17 protein-coding genes and 2 pseudogenes are annotated in these 22,975 nt (G+C 54.6%); 9 read left to right on the top strand and 10 right to left on the bottom strand.

The window, feature by feature from the left end:
• The first annotated feature begins 3 nt into the window (after positions 1-3).
• The 5 genes from QEZ52_RS07445 (at position 4) to QEZ52_RS07425 (ending at position 5,114) form a co-directional block, all read left to right on the top strand.
• Positions 4-837, top strand: coding sequence for a carbohydrate ABC transporter permease (locus tag QEZ52_RS07445; protein WP_406649045.1), 834 nt, complete (start codon positions 4-6; stop codon positions 835-837).
• A 9-nt stretch (positions 838-846) separates the two neighbouring features.
• Entirely contained in the window at positions 847-1,851 is a 1,005-nt protein-coding gene (locus QEZ52_RS07440; protein WP_406649043.1) for an ABC transporter ATP-binding protein, read from the top strand.
• A complete protein-coding gene (locus QEZ52_RS07435) occupies positions 1,848-2,621 on the top strand; it encodes an L-iditol 2-dehydrogenase (RefSeq protein WP_406649041.1) in 774 nt (257 codons plus the stop codon). The genes QEZ52_RS07440 and QEZ52_RS07435 overlap by 4 nt, the downstream gene beginning before the upstream one ends.
• A complete protein-coding gene (locus tag QEZ52_RS07430) occupies positions 2,621-4,117 on the top strand; it encodes a mannitol dehydrogenase family protein (RefSeq protein WP_406649039.1) in 1,497 nt (498 codons plus the stop codon). Before QEZ52_RS07435 ends, QEZ52_RS07430 begins: the two co-directional genes overlap by 1 nt.
• Positions 4,118-4,187: 70 nt before the next feature.
• Positions 4,188-5,114 carry a carbohydrate kinase family protein gene (locus QEZ52_RS07425; protein WP_406649035.1) on the top strand — a complete coding sequence of 309 codons (927 nt, stop codon included), beginning with the start codon at positions 4,188-4,190 and terminating at the stop codon, positions 5,112-5,114.
• A gap of 597 nt (positions 5,115-5,711) precedes the next feature.
• On the opposite strand, the gene QEZ52_RS07420 is transcribed toward QEZ52_RS07425, so the two are convergent.
• The 8 genes and pseudogenes from QEZ52_RS07420 to QEZ52_RS07385 all read right to left on the bottom strand — a co-directional run bounded on the left by QEZ52_RS07420 (position 5,712) and on the right by QEZ52_RS07385 (position 13,126).
• A complete protein-coding gene (locus QEZ52_RS07420) occupies positions 5,712-5,993 on the bottom strand; it encodes a hypothetical protein (protein ID WP_406649034.1) in 282 nt (93 codons plus the stop codon).
• A 126-nt stretch (positions 5,994-6,119) separates the two neighbouring features.
• Positions 6,120-6,356 carry a hypothetical protein gene (locus QEZ52_RS07415; RefSeq protein ID WP_406649031.1) on the bottom strand — a complete coding sequence of 79 codons (237 nt, stop codon included), beginning with the start codon at positions 6,354-6,356 and terminating at the stop codon, positions 6,120-6,122.
• Positions 6,357-6,405: 49 nt separating this feature from the next.
• Positions 6,406-7,527: an alanine/ornithine racemase family PLP-dependent enzyme gene (locus tag QEZ52_RS07410; RefSeq protein WP_406649030.1), complete on the bottom strand. Its 1,122-nt coding sequence runs from the start codon at positions 7,525-7,527 to the stop codon at positions 6,406-6,408.
• Positions 7,524-8,723: a DUF1611 domain-containing protein gene (locus QEZ52_RS07405; RefSeq protein WP_406649029.1), complete on the bottom strand. Its 1,200-nt coding sequence runs from the start codon at positions 8,721-8,723 to the stop codon at positions 7,524-7,526. The genes QEZ52_RS07410 and QEZ52_RS07405 overlap by 4 nt, the downstream gene beginning before the upstream one ends.
• A gap of 84 nt (positions 8,724-8,807) precedes the next feature.
• A complete protein-coding gene (locus QEZ52_RS07400) occupies positions 8,808-9,647 on the bottom strand; it encodes a hypothetical protein (RefSeq protein WP_406649028.1) in 840 nt (279 codons plus the stop codon).
• On the bottom strand, positions 9,637-9,990 hold the full coding sequence (locus tag QEZ52_RS07395) for a hypothetical protein (protein ID WP_406649027.1): 354 nt from the start codon (positions 9,988-9,990) through the stop codon (positions 9,637-9,639). The genes QEZ52_RS07400 and QEZ52_RS07395 overlap by 11 nt, the downstream gene beginning before the upstream one ends.
• Before the next feature lie 842 nt (positions 9,991-10,832).
• A pseudogene (locus QEZ52_RS07390) lies at positions 10,833-12,215 on the bottom strand (IS3 family transposase).
• Between the two features lie 257 nt (positions 12,216-12,472).
• The gene (locus tag QEZ52_RS07385; protein WP_406649025.1) at positions 12,473-13,126 is read right to left on the bottom strand and encodes a CDP-alcohol phosphatidyltransferase family protein; all 654 of its coding nucleotides are present in this window, start codon (positions 13,124-13,126) and stop codon (positions 12,473-12,475) included.
• 240 nt (positions 13,127-13,366) lie between these two features.
• On the opposite strand from QEZ52_RS07385, the gene QEZ52_RS07380 reads away from it, so the two are divergent.
• The 4 genes and pseudogenes from QEZ52_RS07380 (at position 13,367) to QEZ52_RS07365 (ending at position 18,605) form a co-directional block, all read left to right on the top strand.
• Complete coding sequence (locus QEZ52_RS07380; RefSeq protein WP_406649024.1) at positions 13,367-13,855, top strand: adenylyltransferase/cytidyltransferase family protein; 489 nt, start codon at positions 13,367-13,369, stop codon at positions 13,853-13,855.
• A 12-nt stretch (positions 13,856-13,867) separates the two neighbouring features.
• Complete coding sequence (locus QEZ52_RS07375; RefSeq protein ID WP_215193887.1) at positions 13,868-14,419, top strand: 2OG-Fe(II) oxygenase; 552 nt, start codon at positions 13,868-13,870, stop codon at positions 14,417-14,419.
• 707 nt (positions 14,420-15,126) lie between these two features.
• Positions 15,127-16,183: pseudogene (locus tag QEZ52_RS07370) on the top strand (IS110 family transposase).
• Positions 16,184-16,745: 562 nt separating this feature from the next.
• The gene (locus tag QEZ52_RS07365; RefSeq protein ID WP_406649021.1) at positions 16,746-18,605 is read left to right on the top strand and encodes an amidohydrolase; all 1,860 of its coding nucleotides are present in this window, start codon (positions 16,746-16,748) and stop codon (positions 18,603-18,605) included.
• A gap of 812 nt (positions 18,606-19,417) precedes the next feature.
• Here QEZ52_RS07365 and QEZ52_RS07360 read toward each other — a convergent pair.
• Together QEZ52_RS07360 and QEZ52_RS07355 are read right to left on the bottom strand one after the other, a co-directional pair.
• Positions 19,418-20,125: a hypothetical protein gene (locus QEZ52_RS07360; protein WP_406649019.1), complete on the bottom strand. Its 708-nt coding sequence runs from the start codon at positions 20,123-20,125 to the stop codon at positions 19,418-19,420.
• A gap of 539 nt (positions 20,126-20,664) precedes the next feature.
• Positions 20,665-22,947, bottom strand: a complete 2,283-nt coding sequence (locus QEZ52_RS07355; RefSeq protein ID WP_406649017.1) for an adenosylcobalamin-dependent ribonucleoside-diphosphate reductase — start codon at positions 22,945-22,947, stop codon at positions 20,665-20,667.
• Between the last annotated feature and the right edge of the window lie 28 nt (positions 22,948-22,975).

Below are 22,975 nucleotides of genomic sequence, written 5' to 3'. Positions count from 1 at the left end.
ATCATGCCAATCGTTGCACAAACTTCGAAATTCAGCACCTATGGGCGGCCTGTTCTGGCCTGGGGTGTCGGACTGCTCTTTTTCTTCCCGATTTTCTGGATGGTTTTGACGAGCTTTAAGACAGATGCCGACGCAGTAAAGCCAGAGAACCTGGTCTTTTTCACACCAACGCTTGAGAACTATTTCAACATGGTGGAAAATTACGACTACTGGCGCTTTGCACGCAACTCGATCATCACGGCTGTGTCGGCCACGGTGTTTACGCTTTTTGTCAGTATCCCCGCAGCATACGCGATGGCGTTCAATCCAAGCCGCGCCACCAAAGACATCTTGATGTGGATGTTGTCGACCAAAATGCTGCCGGCAGCGGCCGTGCTCTATCCGATGATATTTCTTGCCAAAGGCATCGGGCTTTATGACACGCATATCTTGATCATTACCGTGCTGAGCCTGATCAACCTGCCAATCGCAATCTGGATGCTGTTCACCTACTTCAAGGAAATCCCAAGGGACATTATCGAAGCGGGCAAGATGGACGGCGTCAATACCTGGGGTGAGATCAAGGAGATCCTCATTCCTCTTGCCTGGGGTGGCATCGCCTCTACTGCGCTTCTGGTTTTCATTTTTTGCTGGAACGAAGCCTATTGGACGGTCCGTCTCACTACGATCGACGCCGCCACGCTCTCCAAGCTCATCGAAGGCAACCGTGCACCAGAAGGCTTGTTCTTCGGGCGCCTGTCCGCCGTCTCAACCGCCGCAGTTGGGCCCATCGTTGTCCTTGGATGGTTCTGCCAGAAACAACTTGTCCAAGGCTTGACCTTTGGCGCCGTGAAATAAGGAAAGACCATGGGACGTATTGTACTCGATCAAGTATCCAAGCGGTTCGGTGATGTCGAAGTCATCCCCCCGCTGGACCTGACCATCGAAGACGGTGAATTTGCAGTTTTTGTCGGCCCGTCCGGTTGTGGTAAATCCACGCTGTTGCGCATGATTGCCGGGCTCGAAAACCTGACCTCTGGCGGCATCGCGATTGACGGCATGGATATGACCGACGTGCCCCCGTCAAAACGGGGCTTGGCCATGGTGTTCCAGTCCTATGCGCTTTATCCGCATATGACGGTGCGCAAGAACATTGGCTTTCCACTGCGTATGGAAAAGATGGATCAGGCGGAAATCGACAAACGTGTCGAAACTGCGGCCCGATCTTTGAACCTGATGGATTATCTGGATCGCAAGCCGGGGCAACTGTCCGGTGGGCAGCGGCAGCGGGTCGCCATTGGCCGTGCCATTGTCCGTGACCCTTCGGCCTTCCTGTTTGACGAACCCCTATCGAACCTCGACGCTGCTTTGCGCGTGGGAATGCGGCTTGAAATCAGCGAGATGCATGAGCGCATGCAGACCACCATGATCTACGTGACGCACGATCAGGTGGAGGCAATGACCATGGCCGACAAGATCGTGGTTCTTCAGGCAGGTGTGATTGAGCAGGTTGGTTCACCACTGGATCTGTACCACAAGCCACAGAATGTCTTTGTTGCCGGCTTCATCGGCTCGCCAAAGATGAACCTTTTCTCGGGGCCCGAGGCCGAGAAACATGGCGCACATACGATCGGCATCCGCCCGGAGCATACCGAAGTCAGCATGACTGCAGGCCAATGGGAAGGGCGCGTTGGCGTCGCCGAACATTTGGGGTCCGACACGTTTATCCACGTTCATGACACCGGGCTTGCCGACATGGTCACCGTCCGCATTACCGGGGATATTTCGGTGAAACACGGCGATACGATTTACCTGACACCACAAGCCAACCAGATCCACAAATTCGATGCGCAGGGGCTGCGGATCGAATGAAACGACTGGACGGTAAATCGGCGCTGATTACTGGAGCTGCCCGGGGGATCGGGCTGGCCTTTGCCAAGGCCTATGTCACCGAAGGCGCCCGAGTTGCCATTGCGGACATCGACGGTGATCGCGCGCGGGACGCCGCTGCCGAAATCGGTGAAGGTGCTATTGCCGTTGAAATGGATGTCACCCGGCAAGACAGCATTGATGCTGCCATTGCCCAAACCGTCAAAAGCCTGCGTCAGATCGACATTTTGATCAACAACGCGGCGGTGTTCACGGCCGCCCCGATTGTGGAAATCACACGCGAAGAATACGCACGGGTTTTTGATGCCAATGTCGCCGGGCCATTGTTCACGCTGCAAGCCGTTGCGCGACATATGATTAAACACGGCATCAAGGGCAGGATCATCAACATGGCCAGCCAGGCCGGTCGACGCGGTGAACCTTTGGTGGCCGTTTACTGCGCCAGCAAATCCGCCGTCATCAGCTTGACCCAATCGGCGGGTCTCGACCTGATCAAACATGGGATCAACGTGAATGCCATCGCACCGGGTGTGGTGGATGGTGAACACTGGGACGGCGTAGATGCCTATTTTGCAAAATACGAAGGCAAAGCCCCCGGACAAAAGAAAAGGGAAGTTGGAGAAGCTGTTCCTGTTGGGCGCATGGCGCAGGCCGAAGATCTGACTGGAATGGCGGTTTTTCTCGCCTCGCAAGACGCCGATTACATTGTTGCACAAACCTACAATGTGGACGGTGGAAACTGGATGAGCTGATGGAAAAGCAACCGCAGGGAACCGATCTGGTGAAACTGAGCAATGCAACTCTGAACGAGCTTCCAGAGGCGGTTTTGCGCCCGTCCTATAATCGTGCCAAGCTGAAACCGGGTATTGTCCACATTGGCCTTGGCAACTTTCACCGTGCCCATCAGGCATGGTATCTGCATCGCCTGATGCAAAGGGGGGCGGCGCTGGATTGGGCGATCATTGGTGCCGGTGTTCGACCCTACGACGCCATCATGCGGGACAAGCTGGTGGCGCAGGACTGCCTGACAACCTTGATTGAGCTGGATCCATCATCCTCTTTTGCCGAAGTCGTCGGCTCGATGATCGATTACCTGCCGATTGAGCAAGGTAACGAGCGACTGATCGAACGGATGGCCCACCCGGACATTCGCATCGTTTCGATGACTGTGACCGAGGGCGGTTACTTTATTGACCCTGCCAACAAGGGGTTTGACCCGACGCACCCCGATATTGTCCATGACAGCCGCAAACCCGACCAACCCAAAACCGCATTCGGTGCAGTTGTTGCCGCGCTTCGCTTGCGTCGCGAAAATGGGTCCGGTCCGTTTACCTGCCTGTGTTGCGACAACTTGCAGGGCAACGGAGATGTATTGCGGCAAACGGTGGTGTCATTGGCGCGCATGTCCGACCCAGAACTGGCAGATTGGATTGATCTCAACTGTACGTTCCCGAATTCAATGGTCGATTGCATCGTCCCGGCAACCGGTCCGAATGAGCTGGCCTTGGTCCATCAGCTGGGCATCGACGATCAGGCCCCGGTGACCCATGAAAATTTCCGCCAATGGGTTATCGAAGATAACTTTTGTGCCGGGCGACCCGATCTGGATGATGTCGGCGTGACATTCACGGATGATGTTCACGGCTATGAGGCGATGAAAATAAGGATACTGAACGGCGGCCATCAGGTGATCTCTGTGCCGGGAGAGGTTCTTTCGGTCCAAACGATTGCGGATTGTATGAAGCATGATCTGATCGGCCGACTGTTCACCAAGGTTGCGACGGAAGAAATCGCACCATCGGTAAAACCTGTCTTGGGTACGACACCAAAGGACTATGTCGCACTGATCCATGGCCGGTTCTCGAACCCGCAGATTGTCGATACAACCCGGCGGGTGGCATTTGACGGCTCGTCTCGCCATGCTGGTTTTTTGATCCCCTCAATCCGTGATGGTCTGACAAATGGCACCTCAATCAAAGGGCTTGCCCTGATCGAAGCGGCCTGGGCACGGATGTGCCAAGGCACCCGCGAGGATGGCAGCACAATCGAACCCAATGACCCATTCTGGGACGAATTGAGAACGAAAGCCAATCAAGCACGCGAAAACCCGGTCACATGGCTTGAGATGCGCCAGATTTACGGAGACCTGGCAGATCAGCCTCAATTTTCCGACAGCTTCACAAAGTGGCTAAACGTGATCTGGGACGAAGGGCTCGAAAAAGCGATGGCAACTTACCTCGCCCAGTGAGAACTGCCAAAATTAGGAGTAACCTATGTGTAAAACGATTCAGTATCTTAGCCTTTGTTGAGGGAAGCCCATGATCCTTTGCTGCGGTGAAGCTCTCATCGACATGATCCCCGAGCCAACGCTTGGGGGCTCGAATGGATATGTGCCGCGATCGGGTGGCGCGATATTCAACACGGCAATTGGATTGGGGCGGCTTGGCTGCCGAACCGGCCTATTGAGCGGCATTTCAACAGATATGTTTGGTCATCAGCTTATGGCCGACTTGCGGGCCAGCAACGTCGAAACGCACAGGGTCATACGATCAGATCGCCCTACGACTTTGGCCTTTGTCAAACTGTCTGAAGGTCACGCCTCGTATTCGTTCTTTGACGAGAATTCGGCCGGGCGGATGATCGCAACCGATGATTTACCTGGCAATGTGGGCGATGTTTCCGCTCTTTACTTTGGGGGCATCAGTTTAGCCTGTGATCCGGGGGCCGAAACATACATGCAGTTTGCGCAAATGCACGCAGGCAACTGTGTTGTGATGGTCGATCCCAACATTCGGCCCAGTTTTATCACTGATGAGCCGAACTTCAGAAACCGTATCGAACGGATGCTCAAGCTGGCGGACATTGTAAAAGTATCTGATGAAGACCTGAACTGGATCATTCCAACAACCGATGCGCTCGAAATGAAAATCGCCCACCTACGGTCGTTTGGGCCCTCTGTCGTGATCTTGACACATGGCAGGTCGGGTGCCCAGGCATGGCTGCCGGACGGGCAATCTGTTTTTGTGGCCGGTCAAAAAGTCGATGTCGTCGACACCGTTGGCGCAGGCGACACGTTCAATGCCGGTGTACTTGCAGGACTGTCCGAGGCAGGCGTGCTCACAAAATCCGCACTGCAAACGGTTTCAGAGCGCGCTATTCAACGGGCCATTGATTTTGGCACGCAGGTTGCAGCAATCAATGTTGGCCGGGCCGGTTCAAACCCGCCATGGCGTGATGAGCTTTGACACCGCCAAGAGCCTGTGTCGTTTCGAAGCCGCCAATCTGCAGTGCCGCGTCCAACCAAAACGCGGTGCCAAGTCGACGTCCGTCGCCAAGATTTCAGAATGACAGTTCCGCTCGTGCACCTGCCGTGAAAGCCTGCTTTGTCCGGTTTTGCCTTCCAAGGCTCCAATTTCATATGCCTGCGACGAAAGTCCGACCTGACGGACTGCACAGCATCGAGTGTTGAGATGCGCGATCGGCAAGGAACTAAGGGCCGCTCACATCATAAACCTGGCTGCCTTAACAGTGACTTTTCAAAGATCGCTTTCTGCTCACAGCAACCGCAGACGGTCGGAACAGCATCCACGGCTTGGGTCGATACGGCTGGTTCCAGCCCAGAATGCTACTGACAGCCCCAAAGCGGATATTACTGTCACTTGTAAGATGCGGCCGTACCGCGGGATAGAGTGTGAACTCGCTGCACTCGTACCAATGACCGCTTGACTTGGCTTGCGTAGTTCGGATCGAGGAAGAGCTCGCCCCCAACGCTCCTGCCAACCAGGGAATTGTCGTGGTTGAGGGACATGAACTCCGGGCAAGCAGCGGCTATTTTCGGGATCTTAAAAATCGTCAAATTCGGGAACATTGCCTAGCCTTACGAGGAAGCTTGGTTCGCCAACTTCTCCACTGTTCGGGTCTTCACTCACCATGTATGCGTCGGCGCCCGCGCAATCCTCGGATAGAGCTTCTCGTTCGGCTCTGTTTTGTGCTTCCGACGCTGTGGAATATTCAAATTGCTTGGCAATTTTCAGGCTGGTCTGCCCATTTCGCCCAGCCTTCGTTTCAACATAAGTCTGGCAGATATAGTGTGTTTTTTCTGGGGAACGCTCTGCGTTTGTCATGGATGGATCCTTGTGCTCGGCTGGGAAGATTGGAAGTTCTGGGACCAGCCCTGGCCGATTTCAGCCTGATTGAAGTGCCTGCTGCCCTACGGAACACATCACGCAAACAAAGTCGCCGAAGTTCGGCTACCGCGTCGAAGCGGCTTTGGTGCGACGCGGTTTGGGCGCTGCTGAAGCTTTGGTTTCAGGTGGCGTGTTCGCCTCTCTTTCAAGGCGAGCATTGCGCAGTCGGGAATTTTTGGCGTCACGTTGCACCGTTTCTTCGTCGACCATTTGTCTGACGACACGCGTCGTCTTGTCCATCGGGGTTTCCGGTTTTGAAACATATTCTTTGAACACATTGGTTTTTGTGAGCTTCTTCAATTTTCAGTTTCCTTTGTGGTTTAAGTTCGGCTGAACCAAGCGAAATCTTTCAAACCAGCGCCAAGTGGTCGACCTTGCTTTGGGTGCGCTGTGATAGCCATGTGGGTGGGCTGCCCAAGAGTTTTACCTTGATATCGGGCGTGGCCATGGCATGCATCAACGCATTGTAATTCATCTGAAATCTCACCTCGGAACCCACCGTCGGCCGGGGTCGAGGTGCTCCAAGGACAAGATGATCGCTGGTTGCACCAATCAATGTGCTTCCAATAGGCATTGAAAGCCCCAGAATGTCGGTGTCCTGATGCCCTATCGCGAGGATCACGCGTGTACTGGCACCACTGGTTGTCACAATGCGAAGTCGGTCCGTCGTTGGATCGATCAGGGCAATAGGGGAAGGCGAGGGTTTTGCATCGGTTTCGATAACTTCGGCAACAAGAGTGAAGGCGTCCGTGTGCATCCCGCCGATCTGGTCCCCAGAAACTGGCTCAACACCCAGAAGAATCGCCTCGCCCAGACGGAGGTCGTTGACGCGACCCGTCGTGCGTTCGCCAAGCGCCCAGGGCAAATTGGCTGAGTTGCCACCAGACACGATTCTGAGGAATGGACCGCATCCGCCCTCAATCTCATTCGCGAGGTCGCAAAGAGACATCATCTGAGAGGCCGTGGGAGCGCCCCCGTTCAAACACGCAAAGTTCGCCCCAATCCCTTTCAACGCAACCCCAGACGTTTGTATGACCATCTGAGCAATATCTGCCAAATTCTCGGGTAATATCCCATCGCGCCGGTCACCCATCTCGACCATTAGGACGATACCGTGGACAGAACCATTGCGGATCGCGGCGGCAGCCAAGGCCGAAATGACTAAAACCTCTGTGTTGTAGCTTGTTTCACAGGATTGCACGACTTGATCGGCTTGGCTTAGCATCGGCGTACGGATCAGAGTAATGGGCCCTGTCAGACCTGCCGCACGTAGCCTTTGAACATTGCCGATACGTGCTTCGGCCAACCCCTTAGCCCCCCCATCGAGCATCGCCTGTGCAATCGCAGGATGCCCACAGACAGCCTTGGTCACGCCCGTGACTCCGATTCCACGTGGGCCCAGGCGCGCGACAAGTGTCTGCGTGTTGCGCCGTATCTTGCCCAGATCCACTTCGATGCGCGGGCAACTCATATCGCGGCCACAGAGGGCCTTTGCATCAAGCCGGGGTACGCAGCGACCACCATTGAAAGTAAATGTGACACCGGTCGGGCCAAGGCATCGGTGACAGGCAACCCGAGTTTGTGTGATTGCGCGGCGATGGTGGCTGTGATTTCTGCCTCTGACATCCCCTCGTGATTGAGCGTGACACCGATGACCTTTGTGTCAGCAAAGGCTTCGATCAAAGCAATCTCACTTAAAGGCGCGGGCATCGGCATATCGGGAAAGTCGCAGCGATGTGCACGTTTGGGTGCGTGCTGAAGGATGACAGCATCTGGCTGGCTCCCACGCAGAATAAAGGCAGATGTGCAAAATGCGGGATGGCTGAGTGCGCCCTGGCCTTCGATCAAAATAACATCGGGTTGTTCGGCTTCAGAAGCCGCAACAATCGCGCCTTCAAGCTCGCCACAACAGAACTGGGGCGGCACGGCATCCATTGCGACACCGAACTTCGCGCCCTGCATCAGGCCGGTCTGGCCCGTGCCAACAAGCACTGTCTTGATGCCCTTCGCATTCAAAGCCCGGGCCAAGACGGTCGCCGTAGTCCGCTTTCCAATGGCGCAATCGGTGCCGAGAACGGCAATGCGCAGCGCCTTGACACCGGCAACACTGCCGTCGAACAGGCGCATATCCTTGCTGGGTTTCGGCTTGCGGATGTCGCGGATCGTGACATTCCGCATCGATGCCGCATTGGCTATTTCGCTGTCATCGCTCAGATATTCATGCAACCCACTCACGATGTTCATGCCTAGCTCGATCGCTTGCAGAACAACACCCCGGTCCACCGTCGAGAGACGCCCTGTTGACGGGGCCATCCCATAGATCAGCGTGTCGGGAAGGGTGGCTTCATGGGAAACTGCCGCCTCCAGATGACCAACGATCGGTATGTTGTTGCTGACAGCATCCAGAACGGTCCCGCTGTCTTGTCCGCTACAGGTGCTGTCGATAACAGAAAGGATGCGATACGCTTGAGAATGGCGCACAAGGCCATTTGCCGTCTTGCCATCGATTTGCGCGAAGTTCCCCTCGCAATAGACGACGGCCGTCGGTGAAGCTGTTATTTGCCTGCCTGACGTCAAGCCTGCGGGTTTGATCTGTGTCATTGGCGGCGCTTGCGGACCCCTGATAGGGCGGTGGATGGTATCAACAGTTTCAGATTTGGTTTCCATGTTAGTTCCCTATTGAAATACGGTACGAAAGGCGGACCCGCCCTCACTTGCGTATTTCGGTGAAAGCGTTTCCGTGTAGTGCGTCTAGTTGTTCAGCACGCACTGCCCCTTGGAATTTTGGAAATTTTTATCGCATTTCCATCGGTTGCCCGTCCTGTCCAGATGCGCGTTTTCGGGAACGTTTATGAATTGACATGTCTCCCCAGAGGCGACGTATCCACGATCACACTTCCACCCTGTTCCGTAGGTTGCGTCGTCGAAATATGCATTGGCAGGGATCGCGACGGCTTCGCACAGACCAGCTTTCTCAAAGAAGCCACGCTCACATGTCCAGGGCTGACCGTATCCTGATCCGTTCAGAAAGGCATTGGCCGGAACCTCAATGGCAAGACACTGGCCGTCAGTTTCTTCAAAGCCCCGCTCGCACGACCAACTAGAGCTATGTGAGGCACCTACCAGGTATGCATTCGCTGGCAGCACGATTTCCTGACATGTATCATCGACCTTGATGTAGCCCCGCAAACACCGCCACCGTTCGCCTGACGGGTCCAAAAACCCACCCTCGGGCACCTCTACTGCAACGCATTCAGCTTCGTCGGTTTTGCGAAACCCATGCAGGCATTCCCATCCTGACCCATAGGACCGGTTCGTGTCGTATGCGTTTTGCGGCACAACAACAGCGACACAGGCATTTTCGTCTAGTCGGAAACCAATATTACATTTCCATCCATCACCGTAACTCTTGGCACTGGCGTTCTCAGGTATTGGTTGTGCGTCGGTCTGGGCAAAGGCTGGGAGTACAAGCAGTATGGCTGCAATAATTGAACCCATAAAGAGGGCCATGACTGTTGATGTGTTTGCGGGGATTTGGGCTTTGACGGAGTGCGGAGCCTGTGGTTCCGTTGTTCCTGATTTACGATCCATCTAAAGCAAGCTCTGCGAGACAGGCGTCTGCCAGATCTCGGCTCGGGGCATCAGTGCCCGGCAATGTGACCCAGCCGGTTTCCATCATCGCTTTGCGCCGCTGAAAGTTGGAAGCTTCTCGAAGCGTTGCCAGTATTTCGACCCGTTCCGCATCAGCTTCTGAAAGGCCGAGACAGACCGGCACCATCGCCAAGGTGACTTGCTCTGCGGCAAAGCTATCGGCCATATCCTGCGCGGTGCCTGAAGTTGTCCAGCCACCCCAGCTGAAGCCAACAATTGAGACAGCGACAGCGCCAACCAAGGTTCCGTAAACACCGGGTTTCGTCCATTCGGGAAATGTCATTTTTGATCCTCTGACGGAGAAAGCGCCGCCGCACTATTTTGATTACGTATGTCCTTGCGTTGGCCTGATATTGCGCCAGAGCCAACTCTAGGTCTCGATGATCCACTGCGCGCAGCTCTGACTTTCCTGCGTACCAATTGATCAATAGAACCGTCGCTGTCCGTCGTTAGGCCGCAAAGCTGTGGCTCAGCATCACGTCATCGTTTGCCAACACGTCCTATTCAACAACGGCCAGCTCATTTGCGTATCCCGCGACCACAAACGGATGAAGAAATGTCACAACTGACGTGGTCGTGCGCGATGACATCGGCACCCTTCCCAAACATCAGATCCCTGCTACGGGACGTGACAGCTGAATTTTCATGATGGAGGGTTGTGGTCCGCTCTTGCAGGCTGATACGCCAATGCCGCAGAGAACCGCAACTTTCGTATCTCTCACATAGTCTCTTGGCATCGAAAATGCAACGTCGGTGACTCCGGCTCAATTTTCTCAGGCCACCCATACCCCAAAAGAGGTCAAGGTTGGCAAGCCTCCACCCAGCGCATTTGAAGATCACCCTCCAGCCATCTTTCTTAGTTCGCCGGCCCAGGAGCAGACCTTCGCCCCGTCACAGAAAATTGGCAAAGAGGGCTCCCTACTGCCGTTCGCCGCACCAGGTGCGGATGGCTGCAGGCATCCGGCACCATCAGCCCAGAGCAGACATTACTGTCATTTGTGGGTTGCGACTGCATCGCGGGACTTTTCTGAGCTTCGTCTTAGGCGATAAATGTCCGTCGTCAGAGTTTTTGGAACCAGTGGCTGCCTAAACTAAGAGAGAGTTTGGCTCATCTGTTTGGTTTGATTATGCGGCGTGCTGGCGGTGATGCAATCGTCGCGCTTCGCGTGTTTTCCGTTTGATCCTTTCACGTTGTTTTAGAATGGCTTTGTCGCGCCCGAAGTAGACGTCGGCGGGTGTGACGTTGTTGATGCTCTCGTGGAAGCGCTGGTGATTGTAGTGGTCGACGAAGGCTTCGATCTGAGCTTCGAGGTCACCCGGTAAGAAGTAGTTTTCCAGCAGGATGCGGTTCTTAAGGGTTTGATGCCATCGTTCGATTTTGCCCTGCGTTTGCGGATGATATGGCGCACCGCGCGCGTGCTTCATACCTTTGTCCTTTAGCCATTCGGCCAAGTCGCCTGAGACATAACTGGAGCCGTTGTCGCTAAGAAGACGCGGCTTATGAACGACGTGGATTTGATCACAGCCAGACGCCTGTAGCGCCAATTCCAGTGTGTCCGTTACATCTTCTGTCCGCATGTTCGTGCAGAGCTTCCAAGAGACGATGTAGCGACTGTAATCGTCCAGGACCGTGCTGAGATAGAACCAGCCCCAGCCCAGAACCTTGATGTAGGTGAAGTCTGTCTGCCAAAGCTGGTTGATACCAGTTGTCTTATGCTGGAACTCATCCATTGCCCGGCAGGCGATTGCAAAGCAATCTGCCGAGAGGGGGCCGCCTTCAAGACGATGAACGCCGGGCTGGTGATGAGATCATGGGCTTTGAGGGTGCGATACACCGTAGATTCCGAGACAAAATAACGGTCTTGATCGGTGAACGTCACGGCCAGCTCGCGGGGCGATAGCTCTGTCTCTTTCAAGGCGAGGTCGACAACCTTGCGCTTCACTTCGACGGGAACGCGGTTCCAAACGTGATTGGGCTTGGGAGATCGATCCTGCAAACCAGCCTCACCACGCTGCAGATACCGGTCGTACCAGCGGTAAAATGTGGTGCGGGGAATGCCCAGCTTGGCCAGTGTCCGACGCGCTGACAGGTGGCTTTCTTCCACCAGCCGAATGATCTCCAGCTTCTCTGATGCGGCATATCTCATTCGTGGTCGTCCCCATCCCCGAGCATGCTTTTTTGAGAAGACGCAGTTCAAGCGTCTGCTCTGCGACGACCTCCTTGAGATCCTTTGCCTCGCGGCGGAGTGCCTTGACCTCATCGGTGTTGGCTGCTCGTGCTGTGTCGCCAGCAAGCCTCTTCTTGCCAGCTTCCATGAAGTCTTTTGACCATTTGTAGTAGACGCCCTGCGATATCCCTTCACGACGGCACAGCTCGGCAATGCTGTCTTCGCCGCGCAGCCCATCCAGTACGATCCTGATCTTCTCTTCGCTGGAATAATGCTTGCGCGTGCCGCGTTTGATATCTTTGACGATCTTCTCGCCAGGGCTCTTCGTTGTCTTTCTCATCGTCCACTCCTCGGTGGCTACGATGAGCAACAAACCCTCTCTTAGCAAATAACCCTATTTGGACCCATAAGCGCTGACGTCAGACAAATCCTACCATCAGATGCCAAAATCAAACTGACCTTCCGCTGCACGCGGGCGCAACAAACAAGTCTTGGAACATTGCAGCCGTTGTTCGCATTTTCCTCAGATCGAAAATCGCCGATGCGGCACGCATCGTCGGACGAAGGCTCTCCATCCAACGACTAATAATTTCCAAATCACGCTTGCAGCATGGACCAGCCACAGAACAGGGTCACACCAAGCGTATAAATCGCGAGAATGACCACATTTACCGGATTCCCTGATAGTTTTGGTGTCTTGATCTGAGATACATTCAATCCCGCTAGACACAGGCCACAAACCGCCAGAATGATCGCAAACGTCGGGCGCTCAAAGTGCCCTGCGAACATGACGATGAAGACAAGGATGATGCTGTTGTTGTCAATCGCGAGCCCCGTATATTTGGCATCACCCGACAGTCCGAAGGTGTTGAAATAACTCAGACGGATCACGCCAAAGACCAACGTCACAAACACAACGGGCAAAAACGCAGCACTGAAATCGGCGTAACTCAGTATGAGAATGGCGGGCGTCACGCCGTAACTGACAAAATCGATCAGCAGATCAAGCGTGCCGCCAAATGCCCGATCATCGCCTGTGCGGCCCTTCATTTTGCGCGCAATCAATCCATCGGCCCAGTCAAATCCAACGGCCCATATCATGCCGATCATCGCAGCAGGATACAGCCCGATAATCAAAAAATAGATCGCCAGCAGCGAACACCCCAAGCCCGCTAACGAGCAGATGTTAGGCAAATCTCTGATGTAGGACAGGATCGATGGGTTCGGCGTGGCAGCGTTTTCGATTGTCATGAAGCATCCTTTGAGTTATCAGAAAAGACACCTTGTCAACATTTGACAGGCAATCTCTGCTTTCCATTCTGAGTGCATTTGAAACACGTCGTTTCAAAACATTAATCAACTCCGGGCTTCTGAAAGCCTGGAGATATCTCAGTTTAATTGTTTGAAACAACTGAACAAAACTTACGCACACGCGCATTCAGATGCCGCTTGCTACCACCGATGACGGGTGGGCAAAAGGATAAAGTAAAAATGATCGTCTATACCGTTGGCACGTTCGACCTGCTTCATGTTGGCCATCTGGCATTGTTGAAACACTGCAAATCTTTGGGAGATGTTTTGGCCGTCGGCGTGGCCTCTGATGAGGTTGTGAGCATGTACAAGCCGAACGTGCCGGTAGTCCCATTGGAACAACGGGCTGAGATGCTTGAAGCCCTCAGTTGTGTCGACATTGTGCGCCCCTATCACGCGCTAGAATACGTTTCAGGCTGCAAAGCGGTAGGTGCCGATATTTTCGTGATTGGCGAAGATTGGGGTAGCAAATCTCACAACCTCGATGTCGACGCCTATTTGAATGAAATGGGCAAAGAGATCGCACAGGTGCGCTATAATCCGCGCACCTCGTCCACAAAAATCAAACAGATGGTTCTGGCACAATTCCAAGCCCGCCGCCCGACCACACTGAAATCGCGCTCAGGTTTGCGCCACCTATTTGGCGTCCACCCTCATTCTGTCTCATAAATGGTGACGCACATGACTGTACTCTACTCCGTGCCAGAGGCGTTCAGCCCGGGCGAGTGTGACCGTATTATTGCGGCCATCACCGTGGTCCGGTCCAAGGACGCGATGCTTGTGGGCCAGACTAAGGACCACACTCTTCGTACCGCAAAGCTGGTCTGGGTGGATGACGTCGACGGGCTGGACTGGGTCATGAACCGCCTGATCGAGATTGTCCGAAAGTCCAATGTCGACCAATTTGATTTTGATCTGCGCGAGTTTGCTGAAAGCCCGCAGGTCGCAAGTTACAACGCCTCTGACAACGGCCATTTTGCTTGGCATTCTGACATTGGCGATGGCCCGGTGGCACGCAAACGCAAGCTCACATTGGTATTACAACTGAGCTTGCCAAGTTCGTATGACGGCGGAGATTTAGAGATTATGCCAAGTGCTCAGGTCTTATCTGCCAGCCGCGCACAAGGTTGTGTCAGCATCTTCCCCAGCTTTGCACTTCATCAGGTGGTACCCGTGCATTCAGGAGTCCGCCATTCTTTGACGCTCTGGGCCCATGGGCCCGCGTTTAGGTGACATGCCTTACCGATTGCTTCGCATTGGCGCTTTAAAAGTCGTCAAACTCGGGCACATTTCCAATTCGGACAAGAAACGTCGGCGCACTTATCTCGCCAGAACTTGGATCTACGATGATCATATAGGCATCTGCACCCGCGCAATCTGGCGATTGGCTCGCACGTTCCGCTCGGTTTCCGGCTTCTTCTGCCGTCGAATATTGGAACTGTTTGTCAATTTTCGCACCCGCTGGTGCGCCCTTTGCCCCCTTGGCCTATACATAGGTTTGACAAATGTAATGGGTTTTTGACGTGTCGCCGTTGTCGTCTGACATTATGGTAGTCCTTGAAGAAATTCTGGAGGAGTAGGCAAAAGTCTGAGCCAATATGCGGCTCTCAATGCGCGATCGCTCAGAAACCTGAGCTTTCGAGATCAACGCCTACTATCCTACATGAACCAGAGAGTCCCTCGCGAACTTTTTAAACGAAGCGGCCGGAATCCGTAAATCAAGTCTGGTTGGGTGACCCTTGGGTGTTTATTTTCCGCTGTAGGTCGCTTGAATGACCGGTTTTCCCGCCGCGCAGTAGCGGAGAGATTTATACGGACACAGAATTTCTCACGCTGCGAGCGCGCGCAGCGTGAAAACCGATCTCACAGTAATGGGATGTACCGGCTGCTTCACCCGGCAGGTTAGGCTTTGCCTATTTCTGCAAACAGGAGAAGTAGTTATGAAATCGAAGAACCCAGAAGACATCGACGGGATCGTTGTCATTGGCGTGGACATCGGAAAAGACACGTTCCATCTGGTTGGCTTTGACCACGCAGGTCAGCGCGTTTTGCGCAAAAAGATTAAGCGGTTGGCGCTGAAGTCGGTCTTTGAAGAATTGCCGCGCTGCGTTGTCGGCATGCAAGCCTGCATGAGCGCGCATTTTGTCAGTCGTATGCTGCGTAAACTTAGGTTTGAGCCCCGGATCATTCCAGCAATCTACGTGAAGCCATTCAACAAAGGCCAGAAGAACGATTACAACGATGCGGAAGCAATCGCAGAGGCCGCCATGCGACCCAACCTGCGAACAGTAACTGAGAAAAGCCAGGACCAGTTGGACCTGCAGGCAATGCACCGAGTTCGGTCGAGGCTGGTGGCACGCCGCACCGCCACGATCAATCAGATCCGAGCGTTTTTGATTGAGCAAGGCATCACCGTGCGGGCGGGACGGCATGCTTTACAGAGTTCTTTTGAGGCGATCCTTGAGAACCGGCGCGATGAAATCTCCTCGCGAATGCGCGGCACGCTCCTTGGGCTTTATGGCGACTGGCTCTGGGTTGATGAACGGATCAAAGCAATCTCGTCAGAAATTGAGGAGATCAGCAAAACAGAAGAAAACTGCGCCAATGTCATGACCATTCCCGGGATCGGACCACTCATCTCAACGGCTATCGTGGCCGCAATTGGTCATGGGCGAGGTGTTTGACAGAGGCCGAGATTTTGCCGCTTGGCTCGGTCTCGTTCCGCGTCAGTTCAGCACGGGTGGGCGGACAATCCTTGGTCGGATCAGCAAGCGCGGCAACGGGTATCTAAGGATGCTTTTGGTGCAGGCCGCAAACGTCATTCTCATGCGATCGCACCGCTGGGATTCGATCGGTCTTGGCCCGTGGTTGCGCGGAGTTGTGAGCCGGATGCCGCACAACAAGGCCGCTGTCGCGTTGGCCAACAAACTGGCGCGCACTGCCTGGAGCGTTCTGCGCTACGGCAGGCCATACGCGGTCAACAGAGATGAGACTTAGGGCGCGATCTGAAACGCTCGAAGTCACAAAGAAGTTCGCGAAGGAGAAAAGCATGGAACGGAGACAATACGCCCCCAGAGTCTGAGAGCCCAAATGATCGTCATCGGTCTGGACAGTAATGAGACCAAGGCGCGTGCGTAACCCAAAATGGCCACGGCCCGCGAGCCGACAAACAGGCCGGATACATATCAGCGACTACCGCTAACCACGCCAATATCTCACTTGCGAACAGCAGCCGGTACATACATCTGGGCTCGAAACGGACATGCGGCAGTGCGGCAGCAGGGTCGCAGCGATTCCGCACCAGTTCCCAGCCGCCAGATGACAGAAGCCCAGCCAAACGGACACACGGCCCTAGATGCGGATTTGCGAAAGCGGACCTTCACCGCGCGCGTCGAAAATGGGTAGACGCTGGAAACATTTACCAAACGGAATATGGTCGACCTCACCTTTAGACTGCCATTTTTTGGAGTTTATTTGAAGTCTCCTATATGCCAGCTTTAGTCATGTCGGCGGTCAACTTTGTGCCCGTGTTCTTTTGCGATTTTTGAGGGAAGACATAATGAAACATGAACTCTATGGCTGTCCGTGTTGCAGTGGCACATTTGGGTTGCTCTTTTCCGTTAACAACACTGTACGTAATCTGAAAGAAGAAGCCGCCAGTGAGAACGGATGGTCTTGCAACTGGGGGATCGACTGGGCGCGCTTTGGCCGACGGGACTTTCTCAAATCTGGCGCGGCCTTTGCCGGGCTGTCAACGCTGTTGCCAAACGGGGGCCAAGCGCAGTCCGCAACATCTACGCAGGCCACCACAGTATTCACCAACGGCAATATCCTCACGGTAGACGACGATTTTTCGGAAGCCGAAGCGATTGCTTTGCGTGGAAACCGGATTTTGGCTGTTGGGAGTGATGGCGAGGTCCGCGCCGTGGCCGGTGCAGATGCCAACATAATCGATCTGGGTGGCAAGACAGTGCTGCCAGGGTTTATCGACGCACATACTCACGTTGTGTCTGGTTCGGTGGTGGATGCCATTATGGAATACGTTGGCATGGCCCGCTATTCCACCGTCGCTGAAGTGCTCGATCATATTGCGCAGCGGGTGGCAGAAACACCGGCTGGCGACTGGCTGGTGTTCCGCAATTTTGACCCTGCCGTGCAGGAAGGGGCTGACGCTCTGACCTTCGCGGATCTTGACCCAATTTCAACCGAGCACCCGATTTTTGTCCTGAACGCCTCTGGCCATTTGGCCTATGCCAATTCCAAGGCCTTTGAAGTCTCTGGCGTGACCAATGATGTCGAAGATCCCCCAGGGGGAGAGTTCGTGCGGGACGCAGATGGCAAGCTGACCGGTACGATGAAGAACAACGTCGCGTTTTTGAAGATCGCGGAAAACTACCCCGCGATGGCGGAGGTGAACCCGGTTGAGGGTCTGCTTGGGCTGTTGGACAAGTGGGCGAAATTTGGCCTGACAACAGTTTCTGAGCTCAGCCTTGGTGCATTGGCACAGTCCCCTGCAGACACCCAGGTCATGGCCGCCGCGGCACAATCTGGGCGCATGAACGCGCGCATTCGGGCTTATCCGTTCTATACTATCGGGGCTGAGGCTTGGGACGAAGCCAAGGTCATGCAAGGCGATGGAAATGCGCTTGCGCGTATTGCAGGCTATAAGCTTGTCGCCGATGGCTCCAACCAAGGGTTTACCGGCCTGCAACGCGACCCCTATCTGGACAGCGACAATCGAGGCTTGGCCTATATGCAGCCCGACGAACTGACCGCCGCCGCGCTTGAGAGGGCCAGTAAGGGCTGGCACTTGGCGATCCATGGCAATGGCGATGCCGCTATCGACAATATCCTCGACACCTGCGAGGCGCTACGAGAGGCAGGGATCGACATGTCCCGCGTCCGCCCACGGATCGAACACTGTTCGATCCTTCATGATGAACAGATCGCGCGGATGAAGGATCTCGGTGTCTCTGCAAGCTTCCTAATCGGCCACGTTCATTTCTGGGGCATCGCCATGCGTGACGAGGTTTTTGGCGAAGAAAAAGTACAGCTTCTCGACCGCTGCCGCAGTGTCGACGAAGCAGGTGTTGGCTTCACATTGCACTCGGACTTTATGGTGACTGATCCGGACCCCTTGCATATGATCGAGATGGCAGTGACCCGGCGCACCTGGAAAGAACCAGACTATATTCTTGCGCCTCAAGAGACGATTTCAGTGGAGACTGCCATTCGTGCCATGACTTCGGAAGCCGCTTGGCAGCTTTTCTCTGATCACGAAGTTGGAAGTTTGGAACCCGGAAAACTGGCGGATATGGTAATCCTTGATCAGGATCCACGTGACGTTGACCCAAATGAGATCAAGGCGATCAATGTTCTTGAAACCTGGATGGACGGACGGCAAGTTTTTCAGGCTTGAGCTCTTCAATTTTGCGGTGCTTGGCAACGGTTTGACGCCTGCTCAAGGGGGTGCAACGGTGAAGTTTCTGGGGGCTCCCAACCGGCTTTAACCGCACACGACATGAACGGCCGCTGTCGGCAAATGGCCTACACTTTGCAAAGCCCCCTTCCTGCGCAAAGCAGACAAAGCTTGCTAAGATCGTCGCCAGAGTGACTAACCCTGACACTCCCACATGTGGCACTTTGACCAGCAGCAGAAAGTCCATCTACGGCCGTTGGGACCTATGCGGCCGAAGGCCTAAACACTAGGCATGCGGAAGTTCTTTTTGGCGCAGGTGTACTAAGATGCGGATCATCTCTCGAAGGCGGCGCAGGTCCCGATAGTCCCTGAAGTCTCGCTCCAGTAATTCGATATCTCCCAAGCATAAGGGGATCAATCTTGGGTCCACTGCGCGTTCAATCGCATATGAGGAATGCATGGATCTGATGATTGCGGGTAATTGATCATCAGTGAGTCGTTCCATTTTGTAGATGGTGCACCTGTTTTTTAGCGGGGGCGGAATACTTGTCAGGTCATTCGCAGTGAAAAGCCAGGACATTCGAGAGCAATCGGTAGCAGCGCTCAGGAACTTGTCCCTGTATGCCTTTGCATCCGAGGGTTCGCTGAGAAGCAACAGTTCCGCATAGATATCCCCATTATGGTTCGGACGTACCTTGTCAATTTCATCGAGCACCAAGCCAGGGTTAAGGATTTTCTGTCTCAATACGGCGTTCGTCATCACACTCGGCATCGCACTCGACCAACCAGCCGACACCCCGAACACCTGAGAGTCAGTGTGACCAGCCACCGAGACGATCTTTGGCCGCATATCGAGGGATGCGTACGACGGTGGTCTTGCCGATGCCTGGTTCGCCCAGAATGATCGTCGGTCGAAGTTTAATGGTATCATTGCCGAACTCGAAACCTCGAAGCATCTCAGCCAAAAGCCCATCGATCACCTGACTTGCGTTCGGGAAGCAAGATTTGACCTCCTCAGCAGCGACCGACGCCTTGTCATCGAACCGGGCAAGGTCACGAACGGCAAACAGGCGCTCAGGCTTGTCAATGTTGTTTCTGACAGTTCGAGACAACTCCGTCTTGTCATCCATACCAATCAGGTAATCTGGCACCCCCCTTCCTTCAGGCAGCTCCAAGGGCAACCGAAACGCTTCCCTAATCAGCTCGAATTCCGACTGTTGGGTCATGAGCAGCAATCGACGAAGTACAGTGGCAGCCCTTCTCATGTCCGAAAACCCTGAGACTTCCCAGGCCCCAAGGAGGCGTTTTTCCCAGCTTTGCATCCAATCCTCGTGGCGGTCACGAGGGATAGTATCCAATGACTGTTGCCATTCTGCTGGATCACTCGCTTGACGAATGGCTGCCTCGACCATCATGAAATCCACAATGTCCCAGCCTTCAAAAAGGTCTTTCAGGCCAGCGGGTGAGTAGTTTGCAGACGCGGCTAATTTCTTTAACTTGTCGTCCAGTTCGTGAGACATCTCGCGCCTCAAAACCATCTTTTCCAAAAATTCTTATGGGTTGGATACAGAGTGACCATGACCAAAGTCTGAGCAGTCTCAGCAACAGCTCTGTTGCCCCGCACTCTCCAACGTGACGTCTTCAAGTCAGCGCCGTATTCGACCTTTGAAATGGATGCATGTGGAGGCCATCAACTGAAGAGATTCCCGAGAGGTGGATCCGTCATTCTCGTCATGACAATATTCCATTTGATGGGAAACGATCCGAGCAATTGTCCGCTCGGGAGAAGGTCGCTGCTTGGTCAGCAGGTGTAGTTGGCGTGTATGAGCTTGTTCAATTCCATGCTCATCATGATCCGGATTTCACGCAGTGCGTCAATAGCCGCCAGCAAACCGACAGCCGCATTATATAGTCGAAGCGCCAGATTTCGAGATTTAACTATAATGATTTATTTCAATAGGTTACGAAAACTTGGGCGACAATCACTTGGCATATGGGCGACGAAATCGCCCATATGGGTTCTTTATGCACCCTGAAACAAACGCGTCCCGGTGCTCCGTTAGCCACACTTGGAGTGACCACAGCTGCGACAGGTCATGCAGCCTTCTACCATCTGCATGTCGAACTGGCCGCAGCTCGGACAGGCTTTGCCGCGGGGTTGGTCCAGGTTGACGACTTGCGCCTGAGGGTCCGCTTTGAGCCCCATGCCTTCGCCTTCGAGGAACCCAGTTTTGACCATATGGGTTTCGATCACGCCCCCGATGGCGGCCAAGATCGACGGGATGTATTTGCCCTGCACCCAGGCCCCACCGCGCGGATCAAATACGGCCTTGAGCTCTTCCACTACAAAGGACACATCACCGCCACGCCGGAACACGGCCGAAATCATCCGTGTCAATGCCAGGGTCCAGGCATAATGCTCCATGTTCTTGGAGTTGATGAAGACCTCGAACGGGCGGCGATGGTTGTTTATCACAATATCGTTGATGGTCAGATAGATCGCGTGTTCGCTGTCGGGCCATTTCAGTTTATATGTATGCCCTTCGAGCGACTGCGGACGGTCCAGCGGTTCGGACATGTAAATGACATCGCCACCTTCAACTTCATGCGGGGCTCCGGCGCTTTCACCCGGTGCCTGCTCGGAACTTTCCGAAACGGTCAAAACCGACCCGGTCACATCATTGGGACGATAGGTCGTGCAGCCCTTGCAGCCCTGATCCCATGCCTGCATGTAAACGTCCTTGAAGTCATCAAAGCTGATGTCTTCGGGGCAATTGATGGTTTTCGAGATTGAGCTGTCGATCCATTTCTGAGCTGCAGCCTGCATCTTGACGTGGGCCGTCGGGGCCAGGGTCTGGGCATTGACGAAATAATCGGGCAATTCCTTGTCACCGAATTTATCACGCCACATCTGCACGGCGTAATCAACCACTTCCTCTTCGGTGCGCGAACCGTCCTTCTGCAGAACCTTGCGAGTATAGGCATAGGCGAACACAGGCTCGATCCCCGAGCTGACATTCCCCGCATACAGGCTGATGGTGCCGGTCGGTGCAATTGATGTCAGCAGCGCATTGCGAATGCCGTTTTCACGGATTGCATCACGCACATCGCTGTCCATTGCCTGCATCGTCCCGGAATTCAGATAAGGCTCGGCGTCGAACAGCGGGAACGCGCCTTTTTCCTTGGCCAAATCCACCGACGCCAGATATGCGGCGCGGGCGATGGCTTTCAACCAGCTTTCGGTCTGACGCGCCGCCGCGTCCGAACCATAGCGCAGCCCCATCATCAGCAGCGCATCGGCCAGACCGGTGACACCGAGACCGATCCGCCGTTTGTTGTGCGCTTCCTGCGCCTGCGCCTCGAGCGGGAATTTGGATGCATCGACAACGTTGTCCATCATCCGCACGGCCGTAGCGACCAGCTCCTGCATGGCTGTCTCATCCAGAGCGGCACCGGTTTCGAACGGGTTCGACACCAACCGCGCCATGTTGATCGACCCCAGCAGACAGGCACCATATGGCGGCAGCGGCTGTTCACCACAGGGGTTTGTCGCCGCGATGGTTTCGCAATAGCTCAGATTGTTTGCGGTGTTGATCCGGTCGATAAAAATCACGCCCGGCTCGGCATAATCAAACGTCGCCTGCATGATCTTGTTCCACAGGTCGCGTGCCTGAACCGTGTGGTAGACTTTGCCGCCAAAAGACAGCTCCCACGACCCGTCTGCCTTGACCGCTTCCATAAAGGCATCGGTTACCAGCACTGACATGTTGAACATGCGCAAACGGGCGGGATCGGATTTGGCGGTGATGAAATGTTCGATATCGGGATGGTCACACCGCATGGTCGCCATCATCGCACCCCGGCGCGAACCGGCGGACATGATCGTGCGGCACATGGCGTCCCACACATCCATAAAGCTCAAGGGGCCAGAGGCATCGGCCGCCACGCCTTTTACGTCGGCACCACGCGGGCGAATGGTCGAGAAATCATATCCGATACCACCCCCCTGCTGCATGGTCAGCGCAGCCTCTTTGAGCATGTCAAAGATACCGCCCATGCTGTCTGGCACGGTGCCCATGACAAAACAGTTGAACAAAGTAACCTGACGCGCGGTACCTGCGCCTGCGGTAATGCGGCCTGCTGGCAGGAATTTGAAATCCTCCAGCGCCCCATAGAATTTGTCTTCCCAAACCGCCGCATCGTCTTCGACCTTGGCCAGATCCCGGGCAATCCGCCGCCAGCTGTCTTCGACCGTTTGATCGATTGGGGTGCCATCGGCACCTTTGAAACGGTATTTCATATCCCAAATCTGTTCGGCGATCGGGGCGGCAAAGCGGCTCATGGGGCGAATCCTTCCTGGGTAGGCTGGC

The sequence above is a fragment of the Aliisedimentitalea scapharcae genome, assembly GCF_045277565.1.
Classification (GTDB): domain Bacteria; phylum Pseudomonadota; class Alphaproteobacteria; order Rhodobacterales; family Rhodobacteraceae; genus Aliisedimentitalea; species Aliisedimentitalea scapharcae.
Note: the sequence above shows the minus strand (reverse complement) of the source record. Positions and strands in the feature narration are given on the sequence as shown.

Excerpts from the sequence above, each read along its gene's own strand:
- QEZ52_RS07410 (WP_406649030.1), bottom strand. The coding sequence starts at position 7,527 with ATGAGTTGCCCGCGCATCGAAGTGGATCTGGGCAAGATACGGCGCAAC.
- QEZ52_RS07405 (WP_406649029.1), bottom strand. The coding sequence starts at position 8,723 with ATGGAAACCAAATCTGAAACTGTTGATACCATCCACCGCCCTATCAGG.
- QEZ52_RS07440 (WP_406649043.1), top strand. The coding sequence starts at position 847 with ATGGGACGTATTGTACTCGATCAAGTATCCAAGCGGTTCGGTGATGTC.
- QEZ52_RS07365 (WP_406649021.1), top strand. The coding sequence starts at position 16,746 with ATGAAACATGAACTCTATGGCTGTCCGTGTTGCAGTGGCACATTTGGG.
- QEZ52_RS07425 (WP_406649035.1), top strand. The coding sequence starts at position 4,188 with ATGATCCTTTGCTGCGGTGAAGCTCTCATCGACATGATCCCCGAGCCA.
- QEZ52_RS07375 (WP_215193887.1), top strand. The coding sequence starts at position 13,868 with ATGACTGTACTCTACTCCGTGCCAGAGGCGTTCAGCCCGGGCGAGTGT.
- QEZ52_RS07380 (WP_406649024.1), top strand. The coding sequence starts at position 13,367 with ATGATCGTCTATACCGTTGGCACGTTCGACCTGCTTCATGTTGGCCAT.
- QEZ52_RS07385 (WP_406649025.1), bottom strand. The coding sequence starts at position 13,126 with ATGACAATCGAAAACGCTGCCACGCCGAACCCATCGATCCTGTCCTAC.
- QEZ52_RS07420 (WP_406649034.1), bottom strand. The coding sequence starts at position 5,993 with ATGACAAACGCAGAGCGTTCCCCAGAAAAAACACACTATATCTGCCAG.
- QEZ52_RS07435 (WP_406649041.1), top strand. The coding sequence starts at position 1,848 with ATGAAACGACTGGACGGTAAATCGGCGCTGATTACTGGAGCTGCCCGG.
- QEZ52_RS07445 (WP_406649045.1), top strand. The coding sequence starts at position 4 with ATGCCAATCGTTGCACAAACTTCGAAATTCAGCACCTATGGGCGGCCT.
- QEZ52_RS07360 (WP_406649019.1), bottom strand. The coding sequence starts at position 20,125 with ATGTCTCACGAACTGGACGACAAGTTAAAGAAATTAGCCGCGTCTGCA.
- QEZ52_RS07430 (WP_406649039.1), top strand. The coding sequence starts at position 2,621 with ATGGAAAAGCAACCGCAGGGAACCGATCTGGTGAAACTGAGCAATGCA.
- QEZ52_RS07395 (WP_406649027.1), bottom strand. The coding sequence starts at position 9,990 with ATGACATTTCCCGAATGGACGAAACCCGGTGTTTACGGAACCTTGGTT.
- QEZ52_RS07400 (WP_406649028.1), bottom strand. The coding sequence starts at position 9,647 with ATGGATCGTAAATCAGGAACAACGGAACCACAGGCTCCGCACTCCGTC.
- QEZ52_RS07355 (WP_406649017.1), bottom strand. The coding sequence starts at position 22,947 with ATGAGCCGCTTTGCCGCCCCGATCGCCGAACAGATTTGGGATATGAAA.